Raw genomic sequence first — 20,558 nt, forward strand, 5'->3', positions numbered from 1 at the left:
CTACTTTAAAAGCATGGTTTTTAAGATTCGTTTTCCTATCTCAACGCCTGGCTGATCGTAGGTGTTGATGCCTAGCATGATACCAGTGGCCGAGGTTAGTAGCTCGTAGTAAAAAATGAGCCAGCCAGCATGAAACTCATCAAGCCTCTCAAGCGTGATCGTATCGACGCTTATGCCCTCTTGCACCAGCGCCATAGCAGTCGCGTCGCACTGCAAATTTATAAGCTCATTTAGGCTTAGACCTGCCACAAAATCGCACTCCTCAAGCCCTTTTAGGCTTAAATTTGGGATAGTCTTGTCGCTTGCGTGATCTTTTATCTTTATAAATGTCACACTCTTATCTTTTACGCCGTCCATGATAAGCTGCAAAAAGCTGTGCTGATCGCGGCTGCCGACAAGTCCAACTGGCGTAAGGCCGACCCTTTTATAGCCTCTTTTTTTACCGAGGCTCTCAGCCCAAAGCTGCACGTACCAGTCGTTAAATTCAAAAAATCTATCGCAATAGCTAAAAATGACATTTATACTGGCATTTCTGCTAGTGGCGTAGTGGTAGGCTTTAGCGACTATTGAGCTATCTTTTTGCTCGATGTATTGCTTCTTGCAAGTAAGCGCGCCTTCCAAAAGTGCCTTTATATCGTAGCCGCAGATACCAAGAGGCACAAGACCGATCGCACTTAGCACGCTAAATCTCCCGCCAACATTTTTTGGGATATTGAAAAATTTGATGCCATTTTCTTTGGCAAAATTTTCTAAATTTGTGCCTGGATCGGTTATGATGAGGAAATTTTTGCCTAAATTTTGAGGTTTAAAGTCATCAAGCAAACATTTAAAAATAGTGATCGTCTCGATTGTATTGCCTGATTTTGAGCTTATTATAAAAAGTGTCTCGTCAAATTTTAGCCCACTAAGCGTGCTTTTGTAGCTGCAAGGATCGACGTTATCTAAAAACAAAAGCTCTCTTTTTATCCCCTTTGTGCCATCAAGCATTGATTTTAGCGCCTTTACGCCAAGACTGCTACCGCCAATGCCAACAAGTACTACATTTTTGATATGAGCTAGCCCCTTTTCATACTCTTCGATCTCGCCAAGTAAATTTTGCCCAAGCACTGGCAGGTGGTAGTAGCCTATCTCGCCGCTTTCGTATTCGTCGTTTATGCGTTTGGCATAAGAGTCGATGACCTCGCTGCTTGCAAAGTTAAATTTAAATGAAGTTTCTATCATTTACTGCGCTCGTAAAAGAAATTTGTAGCCTCGACAAAGCCATCGATGCTGCCACAATCAAACCTCTTGCCCTTAAATTTATAAGCTAACACCATGCCATCTTTTGCCTGCGTTTTTAGCGCGTCTGTGATCTGAATTTCACCATTTTTGCCTGGCTTTGTTCGCTCTAAGATGTTAAAAATATCTGGCGTTAAGATGTAGCGTCCGATTATCGCTAAATTTGTCGGAGCCTCAGCAGGATCAGGCTTTTCAACCATATCATCAACCATTATAAGATCATCTTCTATAAACCTACCGCTTACGACGCCGTAAGACTTAGTCTGCTCTTTTGGCACCTCCATCACTGCAACGACGCTGCAGCGATACTTTTCATAAATTTTAACCATTTGCGAAAGCACGCCCTCGCCATTTTCATTTATGCATAGATCATCTGCCAAAATAACCCCAAATGCCTCATCTCGAACTAGAGTTTTGCCCGTATAAATGGCGTGTCCAAGCCCTTTCATGGCATTTTGCCTAGTAAATGAAAATGTGCATGAGCTCATTAAATTTCTAACTTCGCTTAGTAGTGACTCTTTTGAGCTGCCTGCGATCTCTTTTTCTAGCTCGTAGCTGATATCAAAATAGTCCTCAAGCGCCCTTTTTCCGCGTCCTGTGACAAAGGCCATATTATCCATGCCAGCCTCAAGCGCCTCATCAACGCCGTAGTGAATGAGTGGTTTTGTAAGGATCGGCAACATCTCTTTTGGGAGCGATTTTGTAGCTGGTAAAAACCTCGTTCCATATCCAGCCGCTGGAAATAGGCAAGTTTGTATCATTTTAGTCCTTCGTAAAAAATTGCAAAATTCTACTATCTTTTCCTTAATAATATAAATTTGTCTGAATTTACAAGGCTTTAATTAGCAAATTGATAAGATTTTTAAAATTTTTAAAAAAGAGCAAATTTGCAGACGATTGATAGGATATTTAAAGCCCAGCTTGATATAAAAAAGTCAAATTTCTTAGCATTTTTGTGCCCGATAAGCTCGTTTAAAAGCTTGCACGAACACCTAAAAGAGGAGCATTTTAAGGCTGTTCACGTAGTTTGGGCGACAAGGGAGCTAAACAAATATGGACAAATCGTTGAAAATCAAAGTGATGATGGCGAGCCAAAGGGCACTAGCGGCCAGCCAAGCCTAAACGCGCTAAGAGGGGCGGGGCTTATAAACGTTGGGGTCTTGATAGTTCGCTACTTTGGCGGGATAAAGCTTGGCACTGGAGGGCTTGTTAGAGCCTACTCTGGGGCTGTGAATGAAGTGATAAATGAAGCCATAAAAGATGGTGGCGTGATGAAATTTGAGATAAAAGATGAGGTTAAATTTTTTACACCATTTTCGCTGATGAGCCGCTTTGAGCACTACTTTGCCACTAAAAATTTAAGCGAGTTTGAAAGAGATTTTAATGACCTTGGAGCGATTTGGAGCGTAAATTTAAACGAAGCCGAGTTTGCTGAGCTATTTAAATTTTGTAAAGAATTTGAAGCAAGCGAGTTTAAATTTCTAGCCTTGCCACTTGGCAGCAAAGCGCTGTTTATTTATTAATTGTAAAATCGCACAAATTTAAAAAGAAAGTAAAAAATGGAAATTTGGAACGACATTTATAACCACTTTAACCCAGTCGCCTTTAGCCTCTTTGGTTTTAGCGTGCACTGGTATGGGCTTATGTATATTTTAGCCCTTGTTTTGGCGCTCGCTATGGCAAAGTATCTCGTTAAAAAAGATGATATCCCTATCTCAAATCAACTTTTAGATAACTACTTTTTTTGGGTAGAAATAGGCGTCATTTTAGGCGCTAGACTTGGCTGGGTTTTAGTTTATTCTGGCGAAGCGGGATATTATCTAACGCAGCCTTGGCAAATTTTTAATCCAATCCACAACGGCGAGTTTATAGGAATTCGCGGCATGAGCTATCACGGCGCTGTGGTTGGCTTTTTGCTAGCGACAGTTTTATTTTGCAAAAGATATAAGCAAAACGCATGGCAGCTACTTGATCTTTGCGCCATTTGCATACCTTTTGGCTACACCTTTGGCAGGATAGGAAATTTCTTAAATCAAGAGCTTTTTGGCAGGGTTACAGACGTGCCTTGGGCGATAAATGTCTTTGGTCAGCCAAGACATCCAAGCCAGCTTTACGAGGCATTCTTAGAAGGTTTAGTTATTTTTGTCATTTTATTTTTATATAGAAAATATAAGAAATTTAATGGAGAGCTCATAGCACTTTACGCCATTTTATACACATTTGCAAGATTTATTTGTGAATTTTACAGAGAGCCTGATTCTGGACTTGGATTTATTATTTTTGGTCTATCAATGGGGCAAATTTTATCACTTATTATGTGCGTGTTTGGAATTTTTGTCTATATTAAACTCTATAAGAGATTTACGAAAATTTAATGTCAATATTTAAAATTTATTAAAGTAAAGTTCTGATAACATTAGCTTTATCAATTAATGCTAATGTTTAAATTAGTATTAAGAAATGATAACTTATTTCAAATTTCTTAGGAGGGCTCATGACCGGGCTTATAGAAGGTTTTTTGGGGAAACGGTCGGACGGCAAAAAAAGCCGCACTCCAGCCGCTTGGGATAGATGGCAAAGTATTACAGGATTTATTCTAGCCTGTTTCATATTGTGCCATATGGTTTTTACTTCTACTATACTACTTGGCAAAGACGCATTTAACGCTGTCGTAGGATTTGCAGAGGCTAAATTTTTATTTGGCGAGGCTACTTGGTGGATCACAAATGTTATAGCTGCTGTTATCTTTGTAGTTTTTGTAACTCACGCCTTCTTGGCAATGAGAAAATTTCCTGCGAATTACAGACAATACTTAATGTTTAGAGGCCACAAAGACCGCATGAAGCACCTTGATACCACACTTTGGTGGTTCCAGTTTTTAACAGGCTTTGCTCTATTTTTTGCAGCAAGCGCCCACCTCATCGACATCATCTTTGGCGGACACATCACTGCTGATAAATCAGCCGCTGCTTTTCACAAACTAGAAATTTTCTACTTCGCACTACTTGTTTTCATGGTCGTTCACGCTAGCGTTGGCATGTACCGCTTATATGTCAAATGGGTAAGCATTGATGGCGTAAATAAACACGAAATGTTTGCTAAAAGAAATAAGGCAAAGACAGTTGTATTTGTCATTTATGGCATACTTGCTGTGATCGCGCTAATCGCCGATTTCGTGTGGATCAGCCATTAAAAAGGAGCTAGAAGATGAATGTAAAATATTATGACGCATTGGTAATTGGTGGCGGTCTAGCTGGTCTTAGAGCTGCTGTGGCTGCTGGAGAAAAGGGCTTAAGTACCGTAGTTTTGAGCCTCATCCCTGTAAAACGCTCTCACTCTGCTGCTGCGCAAGGCGGCATGCAAGCAAGCCTTGGTAACTCTAAAATGAGTGAAGGCGATAACGAAGATGTCCACTTTGCTGACACAGTAAAAGGTAGCGACTGGGGTTGCGATCAACAAGTTGCACGTATGTTTTGTCAAACTGCTCCAAAAGCTATCCGTGAGCTTGCAGCTTGGGGCGTGCCTTGGACTAGGATCACAAAAGGCGAAAGAAGCGCTATCATCAACGCTCAAAAGACAACTATCGTTGAAAAAGAAGAGGTTCATGGCCTTATCCACTCACGTGACTTTGGTGGTACAAAAAAGTGGAGAACTTGCTACACAGCTGACGCAACTGGTCACACCATGCTTTTTGCTGTTGCAAACGAAGCGCTTAAGCACAATGTAGAAATTCACGACCGCAAAGAGGCGATCGCTTTGATACACCAAAATAACCGCTGTTACGGCGCGATCGTTCGTGACCTAGTAAATGGCGAGATCACAGCTTATGTTTCAAAAGGCACACTTATAGCGACTGGCGGTTATGGTAGAGTTTATAAACACACTACAAACGCTGTTGTTTGCGAGGGTATCGGCGCTGCGATCGCACTTGAGACTGGCGTAGCTCAGCTTGGCAATATGGAAGCTGTTCAGTTTCACCCAACTCCGATCGTCCCATCTGGCATTCTTTTAACAGAAGGTTGCCGCGGTGATGGCGGAATTTTACGTGACGTTGATGGATACCGCTTTATGCCTGATTATGAGCCAGAGAAAAAAGAGCTAGCTAGCCGTGACGTCGTTAGTCGCCGTATCATGGAGCACATCCGTGCAGGCAAAGGCGTACCTAGCCCTTATGGCTATCACGTTTGGCTTGATATCTCTATCCTTGGACGCGAGCACATCGAGAAAAATTTACGTGACGTTCAAGAAATTTGCGAAATTTTTAACGGCATCGATCCTGCTGACACTGAAGTATATACTGACGAGACAGGACATCAACGTGGCAAAGGCTGGGCGCCGATCCTGCCTATGCAACACTACTCAATGGGCGGCATCAAGACAAAACCAACTGGCGAGAGCCCAACACTAGCTGGTCTATTTAGCGCTGGTGAGGCTGCTTGCTGGGATATGCACGGCTTTAACCGCCTTGGTGGTAACTCAGTTTCTGAGACAGTTGTCGCTGGTATGATCGTTGGTGATTATTTTGCAGATTACTGCGCTAGCCACGAGATCGAGATAAACACAGCTGATATCGAGAAATTTGTTAAAAAACAAGAAGACTATCTAAATAGCCTTGTTAATAAAGAGGGTAAATTTAACGTCTTTGATATCAAAAACAAGATGAAAGAGGTAATGTGGGAGCACGTTGCGATATTTAGAACAGGCAAAGGCCTAGAGCTTGCTGTTAAAGAGCTTGAAGCGCTCTATAAAGAGTCACTTGATGTAAAAGTAAGCAACAAAGCACTATTTGGCAACCCAGAGCTTGAAGAGGCTTACCGCGTGCCAAAGATGCTAAAACTAGCGCTTTGTATCGCAAAAGGTGCGCTTGATAGAACAGAGAGCCGTGGCGCTCACTGCCGTGAAGACTATCCAAAAAGAGATGACCTTAACTGGCTAAACAGAACGCTTACAAGCTGGAAAGAAGGCGACACTATGCCAACTATCACTTATGAGCCACTTGATATCATGAAGATGGAGATGCCGCCAGCATTTAGAGGTTATGGTGCAAAAGGAAATATTATCGAGCATCCAAACAGCGCTATCCGCCAAAAAGAGGTCGATGAAATTCGCGAGAAAATGCAAGCAGAAGGCAAGAGCAGACAAGAAATTCAAGAGGCTTTGATGCACTATGACCTTCAACCAAAATATAAAGCACCAAATGAAAGAGCAGGTATAGGAAATGAGTAGAAAAATAACCATAAAAGCTTTTAAATACAATCCTTTAAGCAAAGTTTCAAAGCCTCATTTTGCGACTTATGAGCTTGAAGAGACTGATGGTATGACGCTATTTATCGCGTTAAATCAAATTCGTGAGAAATTTGATCCAGATCTCAGCTTTGACTTCGTTTGTCGTGCGGGAATTTGCGGTAGTTGTGGCATGCTAGTAAATGGCAAGCCAAGCCTAGCTTGCAGAACCTTAACAAAAGACTTTGAAAGCGGTGTCATAGAGCTTATGCCTTTGCCAGTCTTTAAACTACTAAAAGATCTAAGCGTAGATACTGGCAACTGGATGAACGCTATGAGTAAGCGCGTCGAGAGCTGGATACACACAGATCACGAGACAGATATCTCTAAGCTTGAAGAGAAAGTTGAGCCAGAAGTCGCTCAAGAAGTTTTCGAGCTTGATCGCTGTATAGAGTGCGGAATTTGTGTTGCATCTTGTGGAACAGCTATTATGAGACCTGATTTTATCGGTGCTGTTGGTCTAAATAGGGTCGCTAGATTTAAGATAGACGCACTTGATAAGAGAACTGACGAGGACTTTTACGAGCTAATCGGCGATGATGATGGCGTATTTGGTTGTATGACTTTGCTTGGCTGCGAAGACAACTGCCCAAAACACTTACCACTTCAAAGCCGCATAGCTTATATGCGTAGAAAAATGGCTGCTATAAAGTAGCAAAGGGGCTGTAAAAAGCCCCAAATTTATTTAAAAACTCTACAAACAGAGACCAAGATACAGATACAAATATCTAGCGCTGCGAATAAGAAAAAGATAAATATTAAAAGCGGAAACGACAAGACTATACCCATTATATAGCCAAGCGGCAAGGTAATAAAAAACAAAAGACCAAACCCAGCACTAATGCAAAAAAAATATCGCAAACAACGAAGCGATAATATTTACAAAAAGAGTGATATTTTCAGAGAAAAACTCTGTTAGGCTTACGTATTTCATGCGGTGATTATATCTATAAAAATGTAAAAACAAGAATTTTTTTGGTAAAAAATTTATATAATTTAACATCAATCAAATTCATTTTTAGGATATGAAATGATACCAAGCTATAAAGAGATGATGCTCCCTATTTTAGAATTTGTAGCACAAAATAACAATACAAACAGAAGTGAAATTTACAAATTTATAATAAATCAGTTTAAGCTAAACGATGAAGATCTTTTGCAAAGGATAAAAAGAGGGACACCTACTTATATAAACCGTGCCGACTGGGCTCTAACGTATTTGGCAACCACTGCACAGGTAAAGGCAAAACCAAAGATGAAGCCTCTTGAAAAAGTTGGCAAAAGTCTGTTTTCTATAACAAATTTTGGTAAAGAGCTGATAAGTAGCAAGGACACAAAAGAGAAATTTATATCTTGGTATGATGAAATTTATAAGCAAGAGATCAAACAAGAAAAGAAAGAAGCAGTAGAAAATACACCAGACGACAGCCTAAAAGAAGCATATGAAAAGATAAAAGAAGAGTTAAAAAGTGAAATTTTATCTAGCATTTTAGAAAAAGAGCCTAGATTTTTCGAACATCTAGTAACAGAGCTTTTAGAGAGGATGGACTATGGAACTGGAAGCCTTACAAATAAAGGTCCAGATGGCGGGATAGACGGCATCATAGACGAAGATGAGCTAGGACTTTCTAAAATTTACATCCAAGCAAAGAGATATAAAGATGGTAGCAACATAGGTAGGCAAGAGATACAGCAGTTCATCGGCGCCATCTCAAATAAAAATACCAAAAAAGGCGTCTTTATCACTACAGCGAAATTTACAAAAGAGGCCCAAACGTTTGCCAAAGATAGTCAAAACTTTAGCGTAGTCTTGATAGATGGCGACAGACTAGCCGAGCTAATGATAAAGTATAAAGTAGGCGTTCAAACAAGCCAAATTTATGAAATTTGCAAGATCGACACCGACTTTTTTGACGAAAATAATTTTTAGATACAAGAATAAGCAATCTTTTTGTTTTCATCGCATAAATTTTTTGCGTAGCCACCCAAATAAATCTAAAATTTACCAACTCAAAACACATTTTAAACCAAATTTCACTCTTATAAACGCCGTCTAAATTTTAAGTGTTATAATTACGGCAAAATAACGATTTTAAGGAGAGTGTATGTCTTCACGCATTATCACTGGCGTTTTGATGTTTGTTGCTATTTTGGTAGTTTTTTTTATAGATAATTATATTTTAAATTTTATTTTGCTTGGCGCTGTGCTTTACTTTGCCTTTAATGAGTCGCTCAAGCTTTATGGCATCGATCACAAACAGCTAGTTTATGCAGCGCTCGCATTTTACGTGCTTACATATTTTACAAATCCGATCTTCATCGCGATCCTTGCGATCATGCTAGTGGCATCTATCCTTGCACATATAAAAAGCGAAAATTTAAAGCTAGTCGCCCCTTTTGTCTATCCGACAACTCCTATCTTTATGATGTGGATGCTCTACTCGGAGTATGGCATGGGCTATCTTGCGTGGCTTATCTTAAGCGTCGTTGCAAGCGATAGTGGCGCATTTTTCGTTGGTAAGATGTTTGGCAAGCATCCATTTAGCCCAAGCTCACCAAACAAGACTATCGAGGGCGCAGTTGGCGGCGTGGTAGTAGGCACCATAATTGGTTGCGTCGTTGGAAATTTCGTAACAGATGGATTTTTTCAAATTCTATTTTCAAGCTTTTTGGTCTGCGTCTTTGCGGTCTGGGGAGATCTCTTTGAGAGCTATCTAAAGAGACTTTGTGGCGTCAAAGACAGCGGCACACTTTTTCCAGGACACGGCGGTATGCTTGATAGGATAGATGGCTATTTATTTGGCGTTGTTGCGCTGCTTTGGTCGCTATCGTGGTAATACTTGGCTCAACTGGCTCGATCGGCAAAAATACTCTAGCGCTCTGCGAGAAATTTGACATTAGCGTCGAGGCACTAAGCTGCGCTAAAAACGTAGCTTTGCTAAATGAGCAAATTTTAAAATTTAAGCCAAAATTTGTCTGCGTGGGCGATGAAAAGCTAGTTAAAAATGTAAAAAATATTGAGGCCAAAAACATCTTTTTTGGCGAGGCTGGACTACTAGAAATGCTTGAAATTTCAAGCTCAAAAAAGGTGATAAACGCCCTTGTTGGCTTTGCTGGGCTTGCTCCTAGTCTAAAGACACAAGCACTTGGCAAAAGGCTAGCACTTGCAAATAAAGAGAGCCTTGTAGTTGGTGGTAAATTTTTAAAAACAAGAGAAATTTTACCCATTGACAGCGAGCATTTTGGGCTTAAATTTCTACTAGAAAACAAAACTCCAGCCAAAAAGCTCATCATCACAGCAAGCGGCGGGGCATTTTATAAAAAGCCGATCAAATTTCTAAAAGATGCCACGCCAAGCGACGCTCTAAAACATCCAAACTGGGATATGGGCGCAAAGATCACCATTGATAGCGCGACGATAACAAACAAGCTTTTTGAGGTGATGGAGGCCTACTGGCTTTACGGCATCAAAGATATCGAGGCCGTGATAGAGCCAACCTCAGCCATCCACGCCGTAGTAGAGTTTATCGATGGCTCAAGCACGATGCACCTCTCGCGCACTGATATGAAGCTAGCTATCGCGCACGCTATGCTTGAAAAGGTGAGTGAAAATATCGTCTCACACGCAAATTTACTTGATCTTAAAAATATCAAATTTCACAAGATCAGCCCTAAAAAATATCCAGTCTTTTCGCTAAAAGATGAAGTCTTGGCTAGTCCTGATCTAGGTGTCGTCATAAACGCTGCAAACGAGGTTGGAGTGTTTAGCTTTTTAGAGAAAAAGTGCTCATTTTTGGATATATCAAGGCTTATTTTAGGCTCAGCTAAAAAATTTAAGAGTCTTAAAATTTCAAGTGTAGATGAAATTTATGAAGTTGATAAAGAGGTTAGAGAATACGCAAAAAGGATGCTAAATGCAAAGGTATGAGGGGTATAAATTTGATCTTAGGCAAAGTCTCATCGGTGTGCAGTTTTTATTTGTCGCCTTTGGCGCGCTCGTGCTCGTGCCTATCCTTACGGGGCTTGATGCAAACGTCGCGCTCTTTACAGCAGGTCTTGGCACACTGCTTTTTCAGCTAATAACTAGAAAAAACGTCCCGCCGATCTTTCTAGCAAGCTCGTTTGCCTTCATCGCTCCGCTTCAGTATGGCATCGAAAAATGGGGCATACCAGTGACGATGGGCGGAGTTATATTTGCTGGATTTTTCTATGTCGCGCTAAGTCTTGTCGTTCGCTTTGGCGGAGAGAAAATTTTGCATAAAATTTTACCTCCAGTTGTCGTTGGTCCAGTCATCATGACCATAGGTCTGATACTTGCTCCAAATGCCGTCAAGATGGCAACTTCAGCTACTGAGGCTTACACTCAAAATGTAGCTATGATGGTAGCAGCCACCTCGCTTATCGCCACTATCGTTGTCATGATGCTAGGACGTGGGATGTTTAGGCTTATACCGATCCTACTTGGTATCATCGCTGGCTACATCGTGGCTTACTGCTTTGGCATGGTTGATTTTAGCGCCATCGCAAACGCCCCTTGGTTTAGAGTGCCAAGCTTTAGCGCACCAAAATTTGAACTCGAAGCGATCATCTATATGATACCTATCGCCATCGCCCCAGCGATCGAGCACATCGGCGATATGCTCGCTATCTCAAACGTCACAAAAGAGGATTTTTTGAAAAATCCAGGCCTTAAAAATACCCTTTTAGGCGACGGTCTAGCCACCTCGCTAGCTGCTGCCTTTGGTGGTCCGCCAAACACCACCTACTCAGAGGTCACAGGCGCAGTTAGCCTTACAAAAGCGTATAATCCAGCGATCATGACCTTTGCAGCGATCACCGCTATCGTGCTAGCCTTCGTTGGCAAGCTTGGTGCGGTGCTCTCGACCATTCCAGCACCAGTCATCGGCGGTATCATGCTGCTACTTTTTGGCATCATCGCAAGCGTTGGCATGGAGACACTGATAAAAAATAAAGTAGATCTTGCCGATCCTAGAAATATGATAATCGTAGCCCTCATCTTCATCTTTGCCATCGGCGGTATGGTGCTTGACCTTGGTGCGGTTAAATTTTCAGGTATCGGACTTGGCGCGGTTACTGGTATAGTTTTAAATTTGCTTTTGCCAAAAACAAAGCATTACGAAGGATATTAATGCGTAAATTTAGACTTTTTTTAGCAGCTCTTGCGGCTGCAAGCCTTGCAAATGCAAGCGCACTGGACTATGCACTTATCAAAAAAGGTGAGCCAAGTAGCAATACTATGCTCTTAATCGGTGGCATCCAAGGCGACGAGCCAGGCGGCTTTTTGGCGGCTTCTATCGTTGCGACTGACTATAACATCACAAAAGGCTCGCTTTGGGTCGTGCCAAATTTAAATTTCCCAAGCATCATCGAGCGAAGTCGCGGCACAAAGGGCGATATGAATAGAAAATTCGCCCACGTCGAAAAGGACGATCCAGACTACAACTCGGTGATGAAGATAAAAGACGTCATCACCGACAAAAACGTCACTCTCATCTTAAATTTACACGATGGCAGCGGATATTACAGAGATAAATTTATAAGCAAGGACGAAAATCCAGACAAATGGGGCAACACTTGCATAATAGACCAAAGCACACTGCCAGACTCAAAGTACCCAGAGCTTGAAAGCATCGCATCAAGCGTAAAAGACGTGCTAAATAAGCACCTTATAGATCCAAAACATCAGTATCACGTCAAAAATACGCACACAGCGATGGGCGACAAAGAGATGCTAAAAAGCCTCACCTACTACGCGATCACACAAAACAAGTCTGCCTTTGCAAACGAAGCTAGCAAAAATTTAAACGCTGAGCAAAGGACATATTATCACCTTATAGCGATCGAAGAGTATATGAAAAAGGCTGGCATTAGCTTTACTAGGCCCTTTGAGCTTGATGTCAAAAGCGTGAAAAAGGCGATCGAAAAGGAGATCAGGCTTGAGCTATTTGACAGCTACGCTCTTAGCCTTAAAAATTTAAAGCCTGTGATAAGCTTCGTGCCATTTAAAAAGGGCGAGCTAAGCTATCGCTCGCCAAATCCACTAATCGCCGTTATAAAAGATAAAGATACTTACAAAGTGCAGTATGGCAACCGCTCTGTCACAAAGCTAAAGCCGCAATACTTCGAGTTTGCAAAGCCGCTTGATAAAATTTCTCTCTCGATCGACGGCAACGAGCAGGAGCTAAAAAGTGGCGATAAATTTAGCGTTAAAAAGAGCTTTAAGATAAAAGCTCTCAAAAACGTGCGCGTAAATGTCATAGGATACGGCACAAAAAGCGTTGATGAGAGCGAGCAAGATATCGATAAAAACAGCTTAAACAAAAGCTATAGCATAGATAAAGATGGCAAAATTTACCGAGTTGAGTTTTACAAAAGCGAAAATGGCAAAGAGAAATTTGCTGGCATGATACTAGCGGAGTTTAGATGATACTTGGCATAGAAAGCAGCTGTGATGACAGCTCTGTCGCGCTCATAGATGAAGAGACGCTGGAGCAAATTTATTATAAAAAGATCTCGCAAGAAGAGGAACACGCTATCTTTGGTGGCGTGGTCCCAGAGCTTGCAGCAAGGCTTCATACAAAGGCACTGCCAGCACTTTTAAATGATATCTTGCCAAATTTAAAAGATATAAACGCCATCGCTGTGACAAACGAGCCAGGGCTAAGCGTGAGCCTGATAGGCGGCGTCAGCATGGCAAAAGCGCTAAGCGTCGCCCTAAATATCCCACTAATCGCCGTAAATCACCTAGTTGGTCACATCTACTCGCTATTTTTAGACCGCGAAGCCACCTTTCCGCTTGGAGTTTTGCTAGTTAGTGGCGGACATACGATGATACTTGAGATTAACGAAAATGGCGAGATTTTAGAGCTTGCAAGTACAAGCGATGATAGCTTTGGTGAGAGCTTTGACAAGGTGGCAAAGATGCTTGATCTTGGCTACCCAGGAGGTGCTGTGGTGCAGGAAAATGCACTTTTGTGCGAGGACAAAGATAGGTTTAAATTTACCGTCCCACTTCTTCATGACAAACGCCTTGAATACAGCTTTTCAGGGCTTAAAAACCAAGTCAGAGTTGAAATTTCAAAGCTTGAAACTATCGCGCAAAAAGATATCGCAGATATTTGCTACGCCTTTGAAAATACGGCCTGCGAACACATTTTAAATAAACTTGAAAAGGTTTTCAAGCTAAGAAATTTCAAGCGATTTGGCGTGGTTGGCGGAGCAAGTGCAAATTTAAATTTACGAAAAAGGCTTGAAGTGCTTTGCCAAAAAAATGGATGTGAGCTTTTGCTAGCCCCACTTGAGTTTTGCTCCGATAATGCTCTGATGATAGCAAGAGCTGGGCGTGAGAAATACTTAAAAAAAGAGTTTATCCCGCATGATAAGCTAACTATAAATCCAAGGGTTAGCTTTAAGAAATTTGAAATTTAAAATTTGAGTAAATTTGATGGTGGCTAAAGCTAGCCACCTTGCTTAAATTTAAAGCCTTGTCTTCATCTTTTCAAATTCGTCTTGTATGACTTGCTCGTGTGGTTCGCTAGTCATTTTATTTATCGCGTCGCCCCAGATACTGACCATGATGATGGCTAGGCTTGAGGTTAAAATGCCAGGTAAAATTTCATAAACATAGGCATTTAACCCTGATGTTATCCAAAATATTACGGTCGCACCGCCAGCTATCATGCCAGCAAGTGCTCCAAGTGCGCTCATGCGTTTCCAGTAAAGGCTAAAAAGAAGCACCGGACCAAAGCTCGCGCCAAATCCAGCCCAAGCGTTACCAACGACGTTTAAAACGTTATCTGTAGAGATAAAGGCAAGCACTGTGGCAATTATCGCTACGACCACGACTGCGTAGCGACTGATCGCTGTTTGCGTGCTTTGGCTCACCTCTTTTTTATAAAAGGCAAAGATGAAGTCCTTTGTGACCGAGCTTGAAGTGACTAAAAGCTGGCTTGAGATGGTACTCATGATCGCTGAAAGCACGGCTGAGATGATGATACCTATAAAAAATGGCGGGAAAAGTAGCTCGCCAAGCTTTAAAAACACGGTCTCAGGATCGCTTAGTCCGCCTCTTTGGCTAAAATAGACAAATCCGATAAGCCCACTCATAATTGCACCTAGTAGGCCGATCGTCATCCAGCCGATACCGATCCTTCTTGCCTTTGCAAGCTCTTTTGAGTCACGTATCGCCATAAATCTAACGATAATATGTGGCTGTCCAAAGTAGCCAAACCCCCAAGCTAGAAGACCCAAAATGCCCCAGAAAGTCTGGTCTCTAAATGGATTTAGGTGATTTGCATCAAGCTTGCTTATCTCTTTTATCAAATTTGTATCGCTTGGCAAGTCTAAATTTAGATATGCCACGACTGGGATCGAGACTAGGACGCAAAACATCAAAAGTCCCTGAAATGCGTCAGTTATACTAACAGCCTTAAATCCGCCAAAAAATGTGTAAAAGACTACGATTATGAGCGTAAAGACCGCTCCGTATGCAAATTTTAAGCCAAAAAAGCTCTCAAAAGTCTTGCCACCAGCGATGATGCCACTACTTACGTAAAGTGTGAAAAATATCAAGATGATAAGACCTGAGATAATCCTTAGAATTTTCGTCCTATCTTTAAAGCGGTTTTCTAAAAAATCAGGTATCGTGATGCTATCGCTCGCGACCTCAGTATAGACCCTAAGCCTCTTTGCTAGAAATAAGTAGTTGCAGTACGCTCCCACGATAAGGCCAGCTATCATCCAGACATTTGCCACACCAGTTGCGTATAGAGCCCCGGGCACGCCAAGTAGCATCCAACCACTCATATCAGAAGCACCAGCACTAAGTGCGGTGACGACTGGACCCATTTGACGGTTATCTAGCAGATATTCGTTCATACTTGCATTTTTATCGTAGAAATATCGTCCGATGAAGAGCAAGAAACCAAAATAGATGGCGATGGCTAAATAAGACCCAAAGCTCATAAATTTCCTTTCAAATAAAATAAAACGCTTATGTTATTACAAATTTATTTAAATTTCAATGCTAATGCAATCCTTAAATTCATTTAAGCAAAATGATATATTTTTTTTCGTATCATTTAAGGCTACATTTTAAAGAAAGGACGAAGTTGAACGCTCAAAATTTAGCCAAATTTCTATTTTTTATAATAATTGTCTCGCTTGGAACATATTTTTTCTATCCAAGAGATCTTAGCGAGGCGCAAGAGATCGCATATATCAAAAGTTACGGAGTAACACTTGGCCTTACGATAGGCGGTATCGCTATAGGTATAACGCTTGGATTTATTTTAGCTTTTATTAAATTTTTAGATATCAAGGTTTTAAATTTCGTCATAGACGAGTATATCGACATCTTGCGTGGAACGCCTGTAATACTTCAACTTCTAATATTTTCAGTGGTGATTTTCGCCACTTGGAGTGACAACTTCTATGTCGCTGTGATCGCACTTGGACTAAATAGCTCGGCATACGTCGCTGAGATCGTAAGAAGCGGCATAAATAGCGTCGATAAAGGTCAGATGGAGGCTGCTCGTGCGATGGGGCTAAACTACTACGTTTCGATGCGTGAGATAGTCTTCCCACAAGCTACTAAAAATATCTTGCCAGCGCTTGCAAACGAATTTATCTCGCTTTTTAAAGAGACTTCAGTCGTTGGCTACATAAGTGTTGTTGATATCACCATGCAGAGCAAGAGCTTGCAGGCGGTGTTTTACAGCCCAGAACCGGTCATTTTTACAGGCATCGTTTACTACGTGAGCGTTAAATTTTTCACCTTCTTGGTGAAGCTACTTGAGAGGAGACTAAATCGCCATGATTGAGATTAAAAATTTAAATAAAAGCTATGGCGATCTACTCGTTTTAAACGATATCAGTGTAAATATCAAAAAAGGTGAGGTTATAGCGATAATTGGCCCAAGTGGCGGCGGCAAAAGCACATTTTTGCGCTGCATAAACCGCCTTGAAGAGCCAGATAGCGGACATATTAAGATAAATGGCGAAGATATCCTCAATAAAAAATCAGACATAAATAAAATTCGCCAAAAAGTGAGCATGGTCTTTCAGCACTTTAACCTTTTTGCAAACAAAAACGTCTTGCAAAATTTGACCCTTGCTCCGATAAAAGCTGGGATCTTAGACAAAGAGAGTGCCGAGAGGAGGGCAGATGAACTGCTAAAGAGTGTTGGACTAAGCGATAAGAAATTTGCCTACCCGCACAAGCTCTCAGGCGGTCAAAAGCAGCGTATCGCGATCGCTAGAAGCCTAGCTATGGATCCAGAGGTGATACTATTTGACGAGCCAACAAGCGCGCTAGATCCTGAGATGATCGGAGAGGTGCTTGATATCATGAAAGATGTCGCGGCAAAGGGTATAACGATGCTTGTGGTGACTCACGAGATGGGCTTTGCAAGAAACGTGGCAAATAGAATTTTCTTTATGGATAAAGGCAAGATAGCAGTTGATGATACGCCAAAAAATGTCTTTACAAATCCGCAGCATGAGCGTCTGCGAGAGTTTTTAGGTAAAATTTTAAACCACTAATAAAGGAGAAAAATGAAAAATTTATTAAAAGTTCTAGCGTTAGGGTTAGCTCTGTTTTTTATAGGTTGTGGTGATAATAGCGACAAAAAAACCGCTGCAAATGCTCCAGAAGCTAGCAAAGAGGTAGTTTATAAGGTAGGTTCAAGCGCTGATTATCCTCCGTTTGAGTATCTTGATGATAAAAATCAAATCGTTGGTTTTGAGATCGATCTTCTAAACGAGATCACTAAAAAAACTGGGATCAAATTTGACGTTGCAAATATGAGTTTTGATGGGCTAATACCAGCTTTAAAAACTGGCAAGATCGATATCGCGATAAGCGGTATGAGCGCGACTGACGAGAGAAGAAAGTCTGTTGATTTTACTAAGCCATATTATTTTTCAGAGAATTTATTTATCCGCAAAAAAGGCTCAGATGTAAATAAAGACAACCTTAAAGATAAGAAAATTTCAGCTCAAGTTGGTACGCTTCAAGAAGAGGCAGCTAAAAATATCACAACTCAGTCAATCCCAGCTGAAAATGTAGCGGCAGCTATAATGTCACTAAATGCCGGCAAAATCGATGTTGTGCTTACTGATAGCCCAATAGGTGTTGAGTTTTTGAAACAAAATCCAGACTTAGAGGAGTTTTTAAGACTTCCTGACGGCACAGAGGGCTTTGCGATGGCATTTGATAAGGGCAAACATACTGATCTTATCAAAAAGATAGATGCTGCGATCGAAGAGCTACAAAAATCTGGCGAATTTGACAAAATGCTCGCCAAATACGACCTTAAAAAATAAATCCTAATATAAATTTGCAAGAGGCAAGATGCTTCTTGCAAAAAATCTCACAAATTTCTAATTTATAAAATTAAATATTATTTAAATATATTGTAATAAAATTGTCAATTTAATTTAAGGAGAATGCAATGAAGTCACTCAGGATGAGAACGGCACTTGTGCTAAGTGTCATGCTTTTGGTTTGTGTTAGTGTGGTTGGTCTTGTGACCTATAACATGGCTAAAAATTTATATACCGACAGGGTCGAAAGTAAAGAATTCCCACTTGCTGTCAATGAAGTTGGTTATAAAATAGAATCTTACATCGATAAGATAATCGACGCTTCTTATCAAATAACTCAAAATAGCTTTTTAATAGACTGGGTTAAAAACGGCGAGGACGAGCACGGCAGAAAGGTCTTGTTTGACTATTTTCAAACTCTTGCTAAAAATTTAAAGCTAGATACGATAATGTTTGGCTCAGATAGAACCCTAAACTACTACGTCGAAGATAAAATTTTAAAGGTCATTAACCCAGAAAATGACAAGTGGTACTACGCCTTAAAAGATGGCAGCAGCCTAAACCTGATCGACATCAACAAGGCTGAAGACGGCAGCGGCAAGATAATGATGTATATAAACTACAAAGTTCTAAAAGATGATAAATTTTATGGCATCGCAGCAACTGGCGTAAATTTAAATGAGATAGTAAATTTTGTCCAGTCACAAAAAATAGGTCGCGGCGGTAAATTTCTACTAGTCGATGAAAAAGGCGACATCAAGATCGGCAAAGACATAAGTGGCAATCTAAAAGATTTAGTTGGCGATGCAAACCTTAAAAAGCTAATCAACGAAAATGGCAGCTACATATCGCTAGATAAAGATGGCAGAAATTTATTGATCGGCTCAAAATATATCAAAAGTATGGGCTGGTATCTTATCGGCGAGCTTGACAAAGATGAGCTTTTAGAGGATCTAAACTCACTTGCCTATGCATCTGTTGGAGTGCTTGTAGTGGTGCTTATTTTAGGACTATTGCTCTCACTTTACCTATCGTCTTACCTCCTAAAAATCATCCTCAAACTAAAAACAGGGCTACTATCTTTCTTTGATCTACTAAATCACAAGACAAACAAAGCACAGCCTATAGAGATAACATCTAAAGATGAATTTGGCCAAATGGCAGAGCTAATAAACAAAAACACAAAGGCCATTGAAGATGGCATGAAAGATCAAAGTATATTCATCCAAAAAGCCAACACCTTTGTAAATGAGATAAAAGATGGCAACTATGAAGCAAGCTTAGAAGCAGATACTAATAACCCAGCTCTAAATCAACTAAAAAGCACATTTAAAGATCTACAACTTGCTCTTAAAAATGCAATCTCAAGTAACGGCAAAGATGTACTTGATCTACTAAACACTTATAAAAACCAAGACTTTACAAAAAGACTTGATGATGATGGTAAGATAGCAAGTGGCATAAACTCACTTGGCATAGAGATATCTAAAATGCTAAATGACAATCTAAACCAAGCACAAGTACTAGAAGAAAAAGCTAAACTTCTAGCTGAGTCAGTTTCTAAAGTAGCAAGCTCAGCAAACACTCAAGCAAATAGCTTACAAGAATCAGCAGCTGCAGTTGAGCAAATGTCAAGCTCAATGAATGCCATATCTCAAAAGACAGCTGATGTTATAAGACAAAGTGATGAGATTAAAAACATCATAACTATCATTAGAGATATAGCAGATCAAACAAATCTTCTAGCTCTTAATGCAGCAATAGAAGCAGCAAGAGCAGGAGAACATGGCAGAGGCTTTGCCGTAGTTGCTGATGAAGTTAGAAAACTAGCTGAGAGAACTCAAAAATCACTTGGTGAGATAGAAGCAAATACAAATGTATTAGCTCAATCAATAAATGAGATGAGTGAATCAATCAAAGAGCAAAGTGAAGGCATAAACATGATCAATCAATCAGTTGCCCAAATAGATCACCTAACAAAAGAAAATGTGGTGATTGCAAACCAAGCAAACGAAGTCACATCAGAAGTAGATGAGATGGCTAAAGCTATAGTTGAAGAGGTTAGGAAGAAGAAATTCTAGCTTTTTTATCCAAAGGGGGACAAGGGGACTCGAGTTACGAGGCCGTCCCCTTATCCCCCTTTTTAAATCCCCCAATCCCCTCGCACGTTCAAAGTGGCATGCCCCAGTGCTAACGCACTGCATGCATTTCAAAAACTAGGACAAATTTTAAAATTAGAGCTGGCATATAATGCTTCTAAATTTAGTGGCGAATATCTATGAGCCCTAAATTTAGTAAGTTGCTAAGGCGAGCGAGTAAGATTTAAAATTTGTCTTGCGATGTATGCATTTTATTGAAATCCCAGTAATTTTAAAATTTTATTCGCTCATAAATTTTAAAATTTACTAGAGTTTTTAACCGTATATTATTTGTTTTAAATATTAAATTTTCACTATAATTTTTCCTGTCATAAAACATATATAATTGTGACAAACCTTGCCAAATATTAAAAATATCTTGGATATAAATTTTTTAACATCATATCAATTGTATTTTCGAGAAATTGATTAAATAAAAAATAAATTTAACCCATTTTATATGTTACTTTTCTACACATCATTTAATAAAATTTTTAATATATTTTTTTAAGA

18 protein-coding genes and 1 pseudogene are annotated in these 20,558 nt (G+C 40.4%); 16 read left to right on the top strand and 3 right to left on the bottom strand.

Annotation, left to right across the window (positions count from 1 at the left end; translation table 11 throughout):
* Together F3G76_RS05910 and galU are read right to left on the bottom strand one after the other, a co-directional pair.
* Nucleotides 1–1,221 carry a glucose-6-phosphate isomerase gene (locus F3G76_RS05910; RefSeq protein WP_149706191.1) on the bottom strand — a complete coding sequence of 407 codons (1,221 nt, stop codon included), beginning with the start codon at nt 1,219–1,221 and terminating at the stop codon, nt 1–3.
* Complete coding sequence (galU, locus tag F3G76_RS05915) at nt 1,218–2,039, bottom strand: UTP--glucose-1-phosphate uridylyltransferase GalU (RefSeq protein WP_009294249.1); 822 nt, start codon at nt 2,037–2,039, stop codon at nt 1,218–1,220. Before galU ends, F3G76_RS05910 begins: the two co-directional genes overlap by 4 nt.
* Nucleotides 2,040–2,165: 126 nt before the next feature.
* Between galU and F3G76_RS05920 the strand changes: the two genes are divergently transcribed.
* From F3G76_RS05920 to tsaD, 11 genes are all read left to right on the top strand, one after another.
* Entirely contained in the window at nt 2,166–2,801 is a 636-nt protein-coding gene (locus F3G76_RS05920; RefSeq protein WP_107944468.1) for an IMPACT family protein, read from the top strand.
* A gap of 36 nt (nt 2,802–2,837) precedes the next feature.
* Complete coding sequence (gene lgt / locus F3G76_RS05925; RefSeq protein WP_107791487.1) at nt 2,838–3,653, top strand: prolipoprotein diacylglyceryl transferase; 816 nt, start codon at nt 2,838–2,840, stop codon at nt 3,651–3,653.
* A gap of 119 nt (nt 3,654–3,772) precedes the next feature.
* Nucleotides 3,773–4,471 carry a fumarate reductase cytochrome b subunit gene (locus F3G76_RS05930; protein ID WP_035160410.1) on the top strand — a complete coding sequence of 233 codons (699 nt, stop codon included), beginning with the start codon at nt 3,773–3,775 and terminating at the stop codon, nt 4,469–4,471.
* 14 nt (nt 4,472–4,485) lie between these two features.
* Nucleotides 4,486–6,504 (top strand): fumarate reductase flavoprotein subunit, encoded by a 2,019-nt coding sequence (locus F3G76_RS05935; RefSeq protein WP_149706192.1) that lies wholly within the window; start codon nt 4,486–4,488, stop codon nt 6,502–6,504.
* Nucleotides 6,497–7,216, top strand: a complete 720-nt coding sequence (locus F3G76_RS05940; protein ID WP_004317555.1) for a fumarate reductase iron-sulfur subunit — start codon at nt 6,497–6,499, stop codon at nt 7,214–7,216. The genes F3G76_RS05935 and F3G76_RS05940 overlap by 8 nt, the downstream gene beginning before the upstream one ends.
* A gap of 375 nt (nt 7,217–7,591) precedes the next feature.
* The gene (locus F3G76_RS05945; RefSeq protein WP_149706193.1) at nt 7,592–8,491 is read left to right on the top strand and encodes a restriction endonuclease; all 900 of its coding nucleotides are present in this window, start codon (nt 7,592–7,594) and stop codon (nt 8,489–8,491) included.
* A gap of 175 nt (nt 8,492–8,666) precedes the next feature.
* Nucleotides 8,667–9,398, top strand: coding sequence for a phosphatidate cytidylyltransferase (locus F3G76_RS05950; protein ID WP_103596897.1), 732 nt, complete (start codon nt 8,667–8,669; stop codon nt 9,396–9,398).
* Complete coding sequence (gene dxr / locus F3G76_RS05955) at nt 9,380–10,489, top strand: 1-deoxy-D-xylulose-5-phosphate reductoisomerase (protein ID WP_149706194.1); 1,110 nt, start codon at nt 9,380–9,382, stop codon at nt 10,487–10,489. Before F3G76_RS05950 ends, dxr begins: the two co-directional genes overlap by 19 nt.
* Nucleotides 10,476–11,711, top strand: a complete 1,236-nt coding sequence (locus tag F3G76_RS05960) for a uracil-xanthine permease family protein (protein WP_149706195.1) — start codon at nt 10,476–10,478, stop codon at nt 11,709–11,711. Before dxr ends, F3G76_RS05960 begins: the two co-directional genes overlap by 14 nt.
* A complete protein-coding gene (locus tag F3G76_RS05965; protein WP_149706196.1) occupies nt 11,711–13,009 on the top strand; it encodes a M99 family carboxypeptidase catalytic domain-containing protein in 1,299 nt (432 codons plus the stop codon). Before F3G76_RS05960 ends, F3G76_RS05965 begins: the two co-directional genes overlap by 1 nt.
* Nucleotides 13,006–14,010, top strand: a complete 1,005-nt coding sequence (gene tsaD, locus F3G76_RS05970; protein ID WP_149706197.1) for a tRNA (adenosine(37)-N6)-threonylcarbamoyltransferase complex transferase subunit TsaD — start codon at nt 13,006–13,008, stop codon at nt 14,008–14,010. The genes F3G76_RS05965 and tsaD overlap by 4 nt, the downstream gene beginning before the upstream one ends.
* Before the next feature lie 48 nt (nt 14,011–14,058).
* On the opposite strand, the gene putP is transcribed toward tsaD, so the two are convergent.
* A complete protein-coding gene (gene putP / locus F3G76_RS05975) occupies nt 14,059–15,546 on the bottom strand; it encodes a sodium/proline symporter PutP (protein ID WP_149706198.1) in 1,488 nt (495 codons plus the stop codon).
* 146 nt (nt 15,547–15,692) lie between these two features.
* Here putP and F3G76_RS05980 point away from each other — a divergent pair, with 146 nt between their 5' ends.
* The 5 genes and pseudogenes from F3G76_RS05980 to F3G76_RS11120 all read left to right on the top strand — a co-directional run bounded on the left by F3G76_RS05980 (nt 15,693) and on the right by F3G76_RS11120 (nt 19,988).
* Nucleotides 15,693–16,403, top strand: a complete 711-nt coding sequence (locus F3G76_RS05980; RefSeq protein ID WP_149706199.1) for an amino acid ABC transporter permease — start codon at nt 15,693–15,695, stop codon at nt 16,401–16,403.
* A complete protein-coding gene (locus tag F3G76_RS05985) occupies nt 16,396–17,124 on the top strand; it encodes an amino acid ABC transporter ATP-binding protein (protein WP_149706200.1) in 729 nt (242 codons plus the stop codon). Before F3G76_RS05980 ends, F3G76_RS05985 begins: the two co-directional genes overlap by 8 nt.
* Before the next feature lie 12 nt (nt 17,125–17,136).
* Complete coding sequence (locus tag F3G76_RS05990; RefSeq protein WP_149706201.1) at nt 17,137–17,907, top strand: basic amino acid ABC transporter substrate-binding protein; 771 nt, start codon at nt 17,137–17,139, stop codon at nt 17,905–17,907.
* A gap of 215 nt (nt 17,908–18,122) precedes the next feature.
* Nucleotides 18,123–18,848 (top strand): annotated as a pseudogene (locus F3G76_RS11115) (cache domain-containing protein); the annotation flags it as partial.
* A 549-nt stretch (nt 18,849–19,397) separates the two neighbouring features.
* The gene (locus F3G76_RS11120; protein ID WP_410369067.1) at nt 19,398–19,988 is read left to right on the top strand and encodes a methyl-accepting chemotaxis protein; all 591 of its coding nucleotides are present in this window, start codon (nt 19,398–19,400) and stop codon (nt 19,986–19,988) included.
* Nucleotides 19,989–20,558 lie beyond the last annotated feature (570 nt).

This window comes from Campylobacter concisus (assembly GCF_902460575.1).
GTDB lineage: Bacteria > Campylobacterota > Campylobacteria > Campylobacterales > Campylobacteraceae > Campylobacter_A > Campylobacter_A concisus_AW.

Bases quoted from the DNA above. Each gene is read 5' to 3' on its own strand.
- F3G76_RS05910 (WP_149706191.1), bottom strand. From the start codon at position 1,221: ATGATAGAAACTTCATTTAAATTTAACTTTGCAAGCAGCGAGGTCATC.
- galU (WP_009294249.1), bottom strand. From the start codon at position 2,039: ATGATACAAACTTGCCTATTTCCAGCGGCTGGATATGGAACGAGGTTT.
- lgt (WP_107791487.1), top strand. From the start codon at position 2,838: ATGGAAATTTGGAACGACATTTATAACCACTTTAACCCAGTCGCCTTT.
- F3G76_RS05930 (WP_035160410.1), top strand. From the start codon at position 3,773: ATGACCGGGCTTATAGAAGGTTTTTTGGGGAAACGGTCGGACGGCAAA.
- F3G76_RS05935 (WP_149706192.1), top strand. From the start codon at position 4,486: ATGAATGTAAAATATTATGACGCATTGGTAATTGGTGGCGGTCTAGCT.
- F3G76_RS05940 (WP_004317555.1), top strand. From the start codon at position 6,497: ATGAGTAGAAAAATAACCATAAAAGCTTTTAAATACAATCCTTTAAGC.
- F3G76_RS05945 (WP_149706193.1), top strand. From the start codon at position 7,592: ATGATACCAAGCTATAAAGAGATGATGCTCCCTATTTTAGAATTTGTA.
- F3G76_RS05950 (WP_103596897.1), top strand. From the start codon at position 8,667: ATGTCTTCACGCATTATCACTGGCGTTTTGATGTTTGTTGCTATTTTG.
- F3G76_RS05960 (WP_149706195.1), top strand. From the start codon at position 10,476: ATGCAAAGGTATGAGGGGTATAAATTTGATCTTAGGCAAAGTCTCATC.
- F3G76_RS05965 (WP_149706196.1), top strand. From the start codon at position 11,711: ATGCGTAAATTTAGACTTTTTTTAGCAGCTCTTGCGGCTGCAAGCCTT.
- tsaD (WP_149706197.1), top strand. From the start codon at position 13,006: ATGATACTTGGCATAGAAAGCAGCTGTGATGACAGCTCTGTCGCGCTC.
- putP (WP_149706198.1), bottom strand. From the start codon at position 15,546: ATGAGCTTTGGGTCTTATTTAGCCATCGCCATCTATTTTGGTTTCTTG.
- F3G76_RS05985 (WP_149706200.1), top strand. From the start codon at position 16,396: ATGATTGAGATTAAAAATTTAAATAAAAGCTATGGCGATCTACTCGTT.
- F3G76_RS05990 (WP_149706201.1), top strand. From the start codon at position 17,137: ATGAAAAATTTATTAAAAGTTCTAGCGTTAGGGTTAGCTCTGTTTTTT.
- F3G76_RS11120 (WP_410369067.1), top strand. From the start codon at position 19,398: ATGCTAAATGACAATCTAAACCAAGCACAAGTACTAGAAGAAAAAGCT.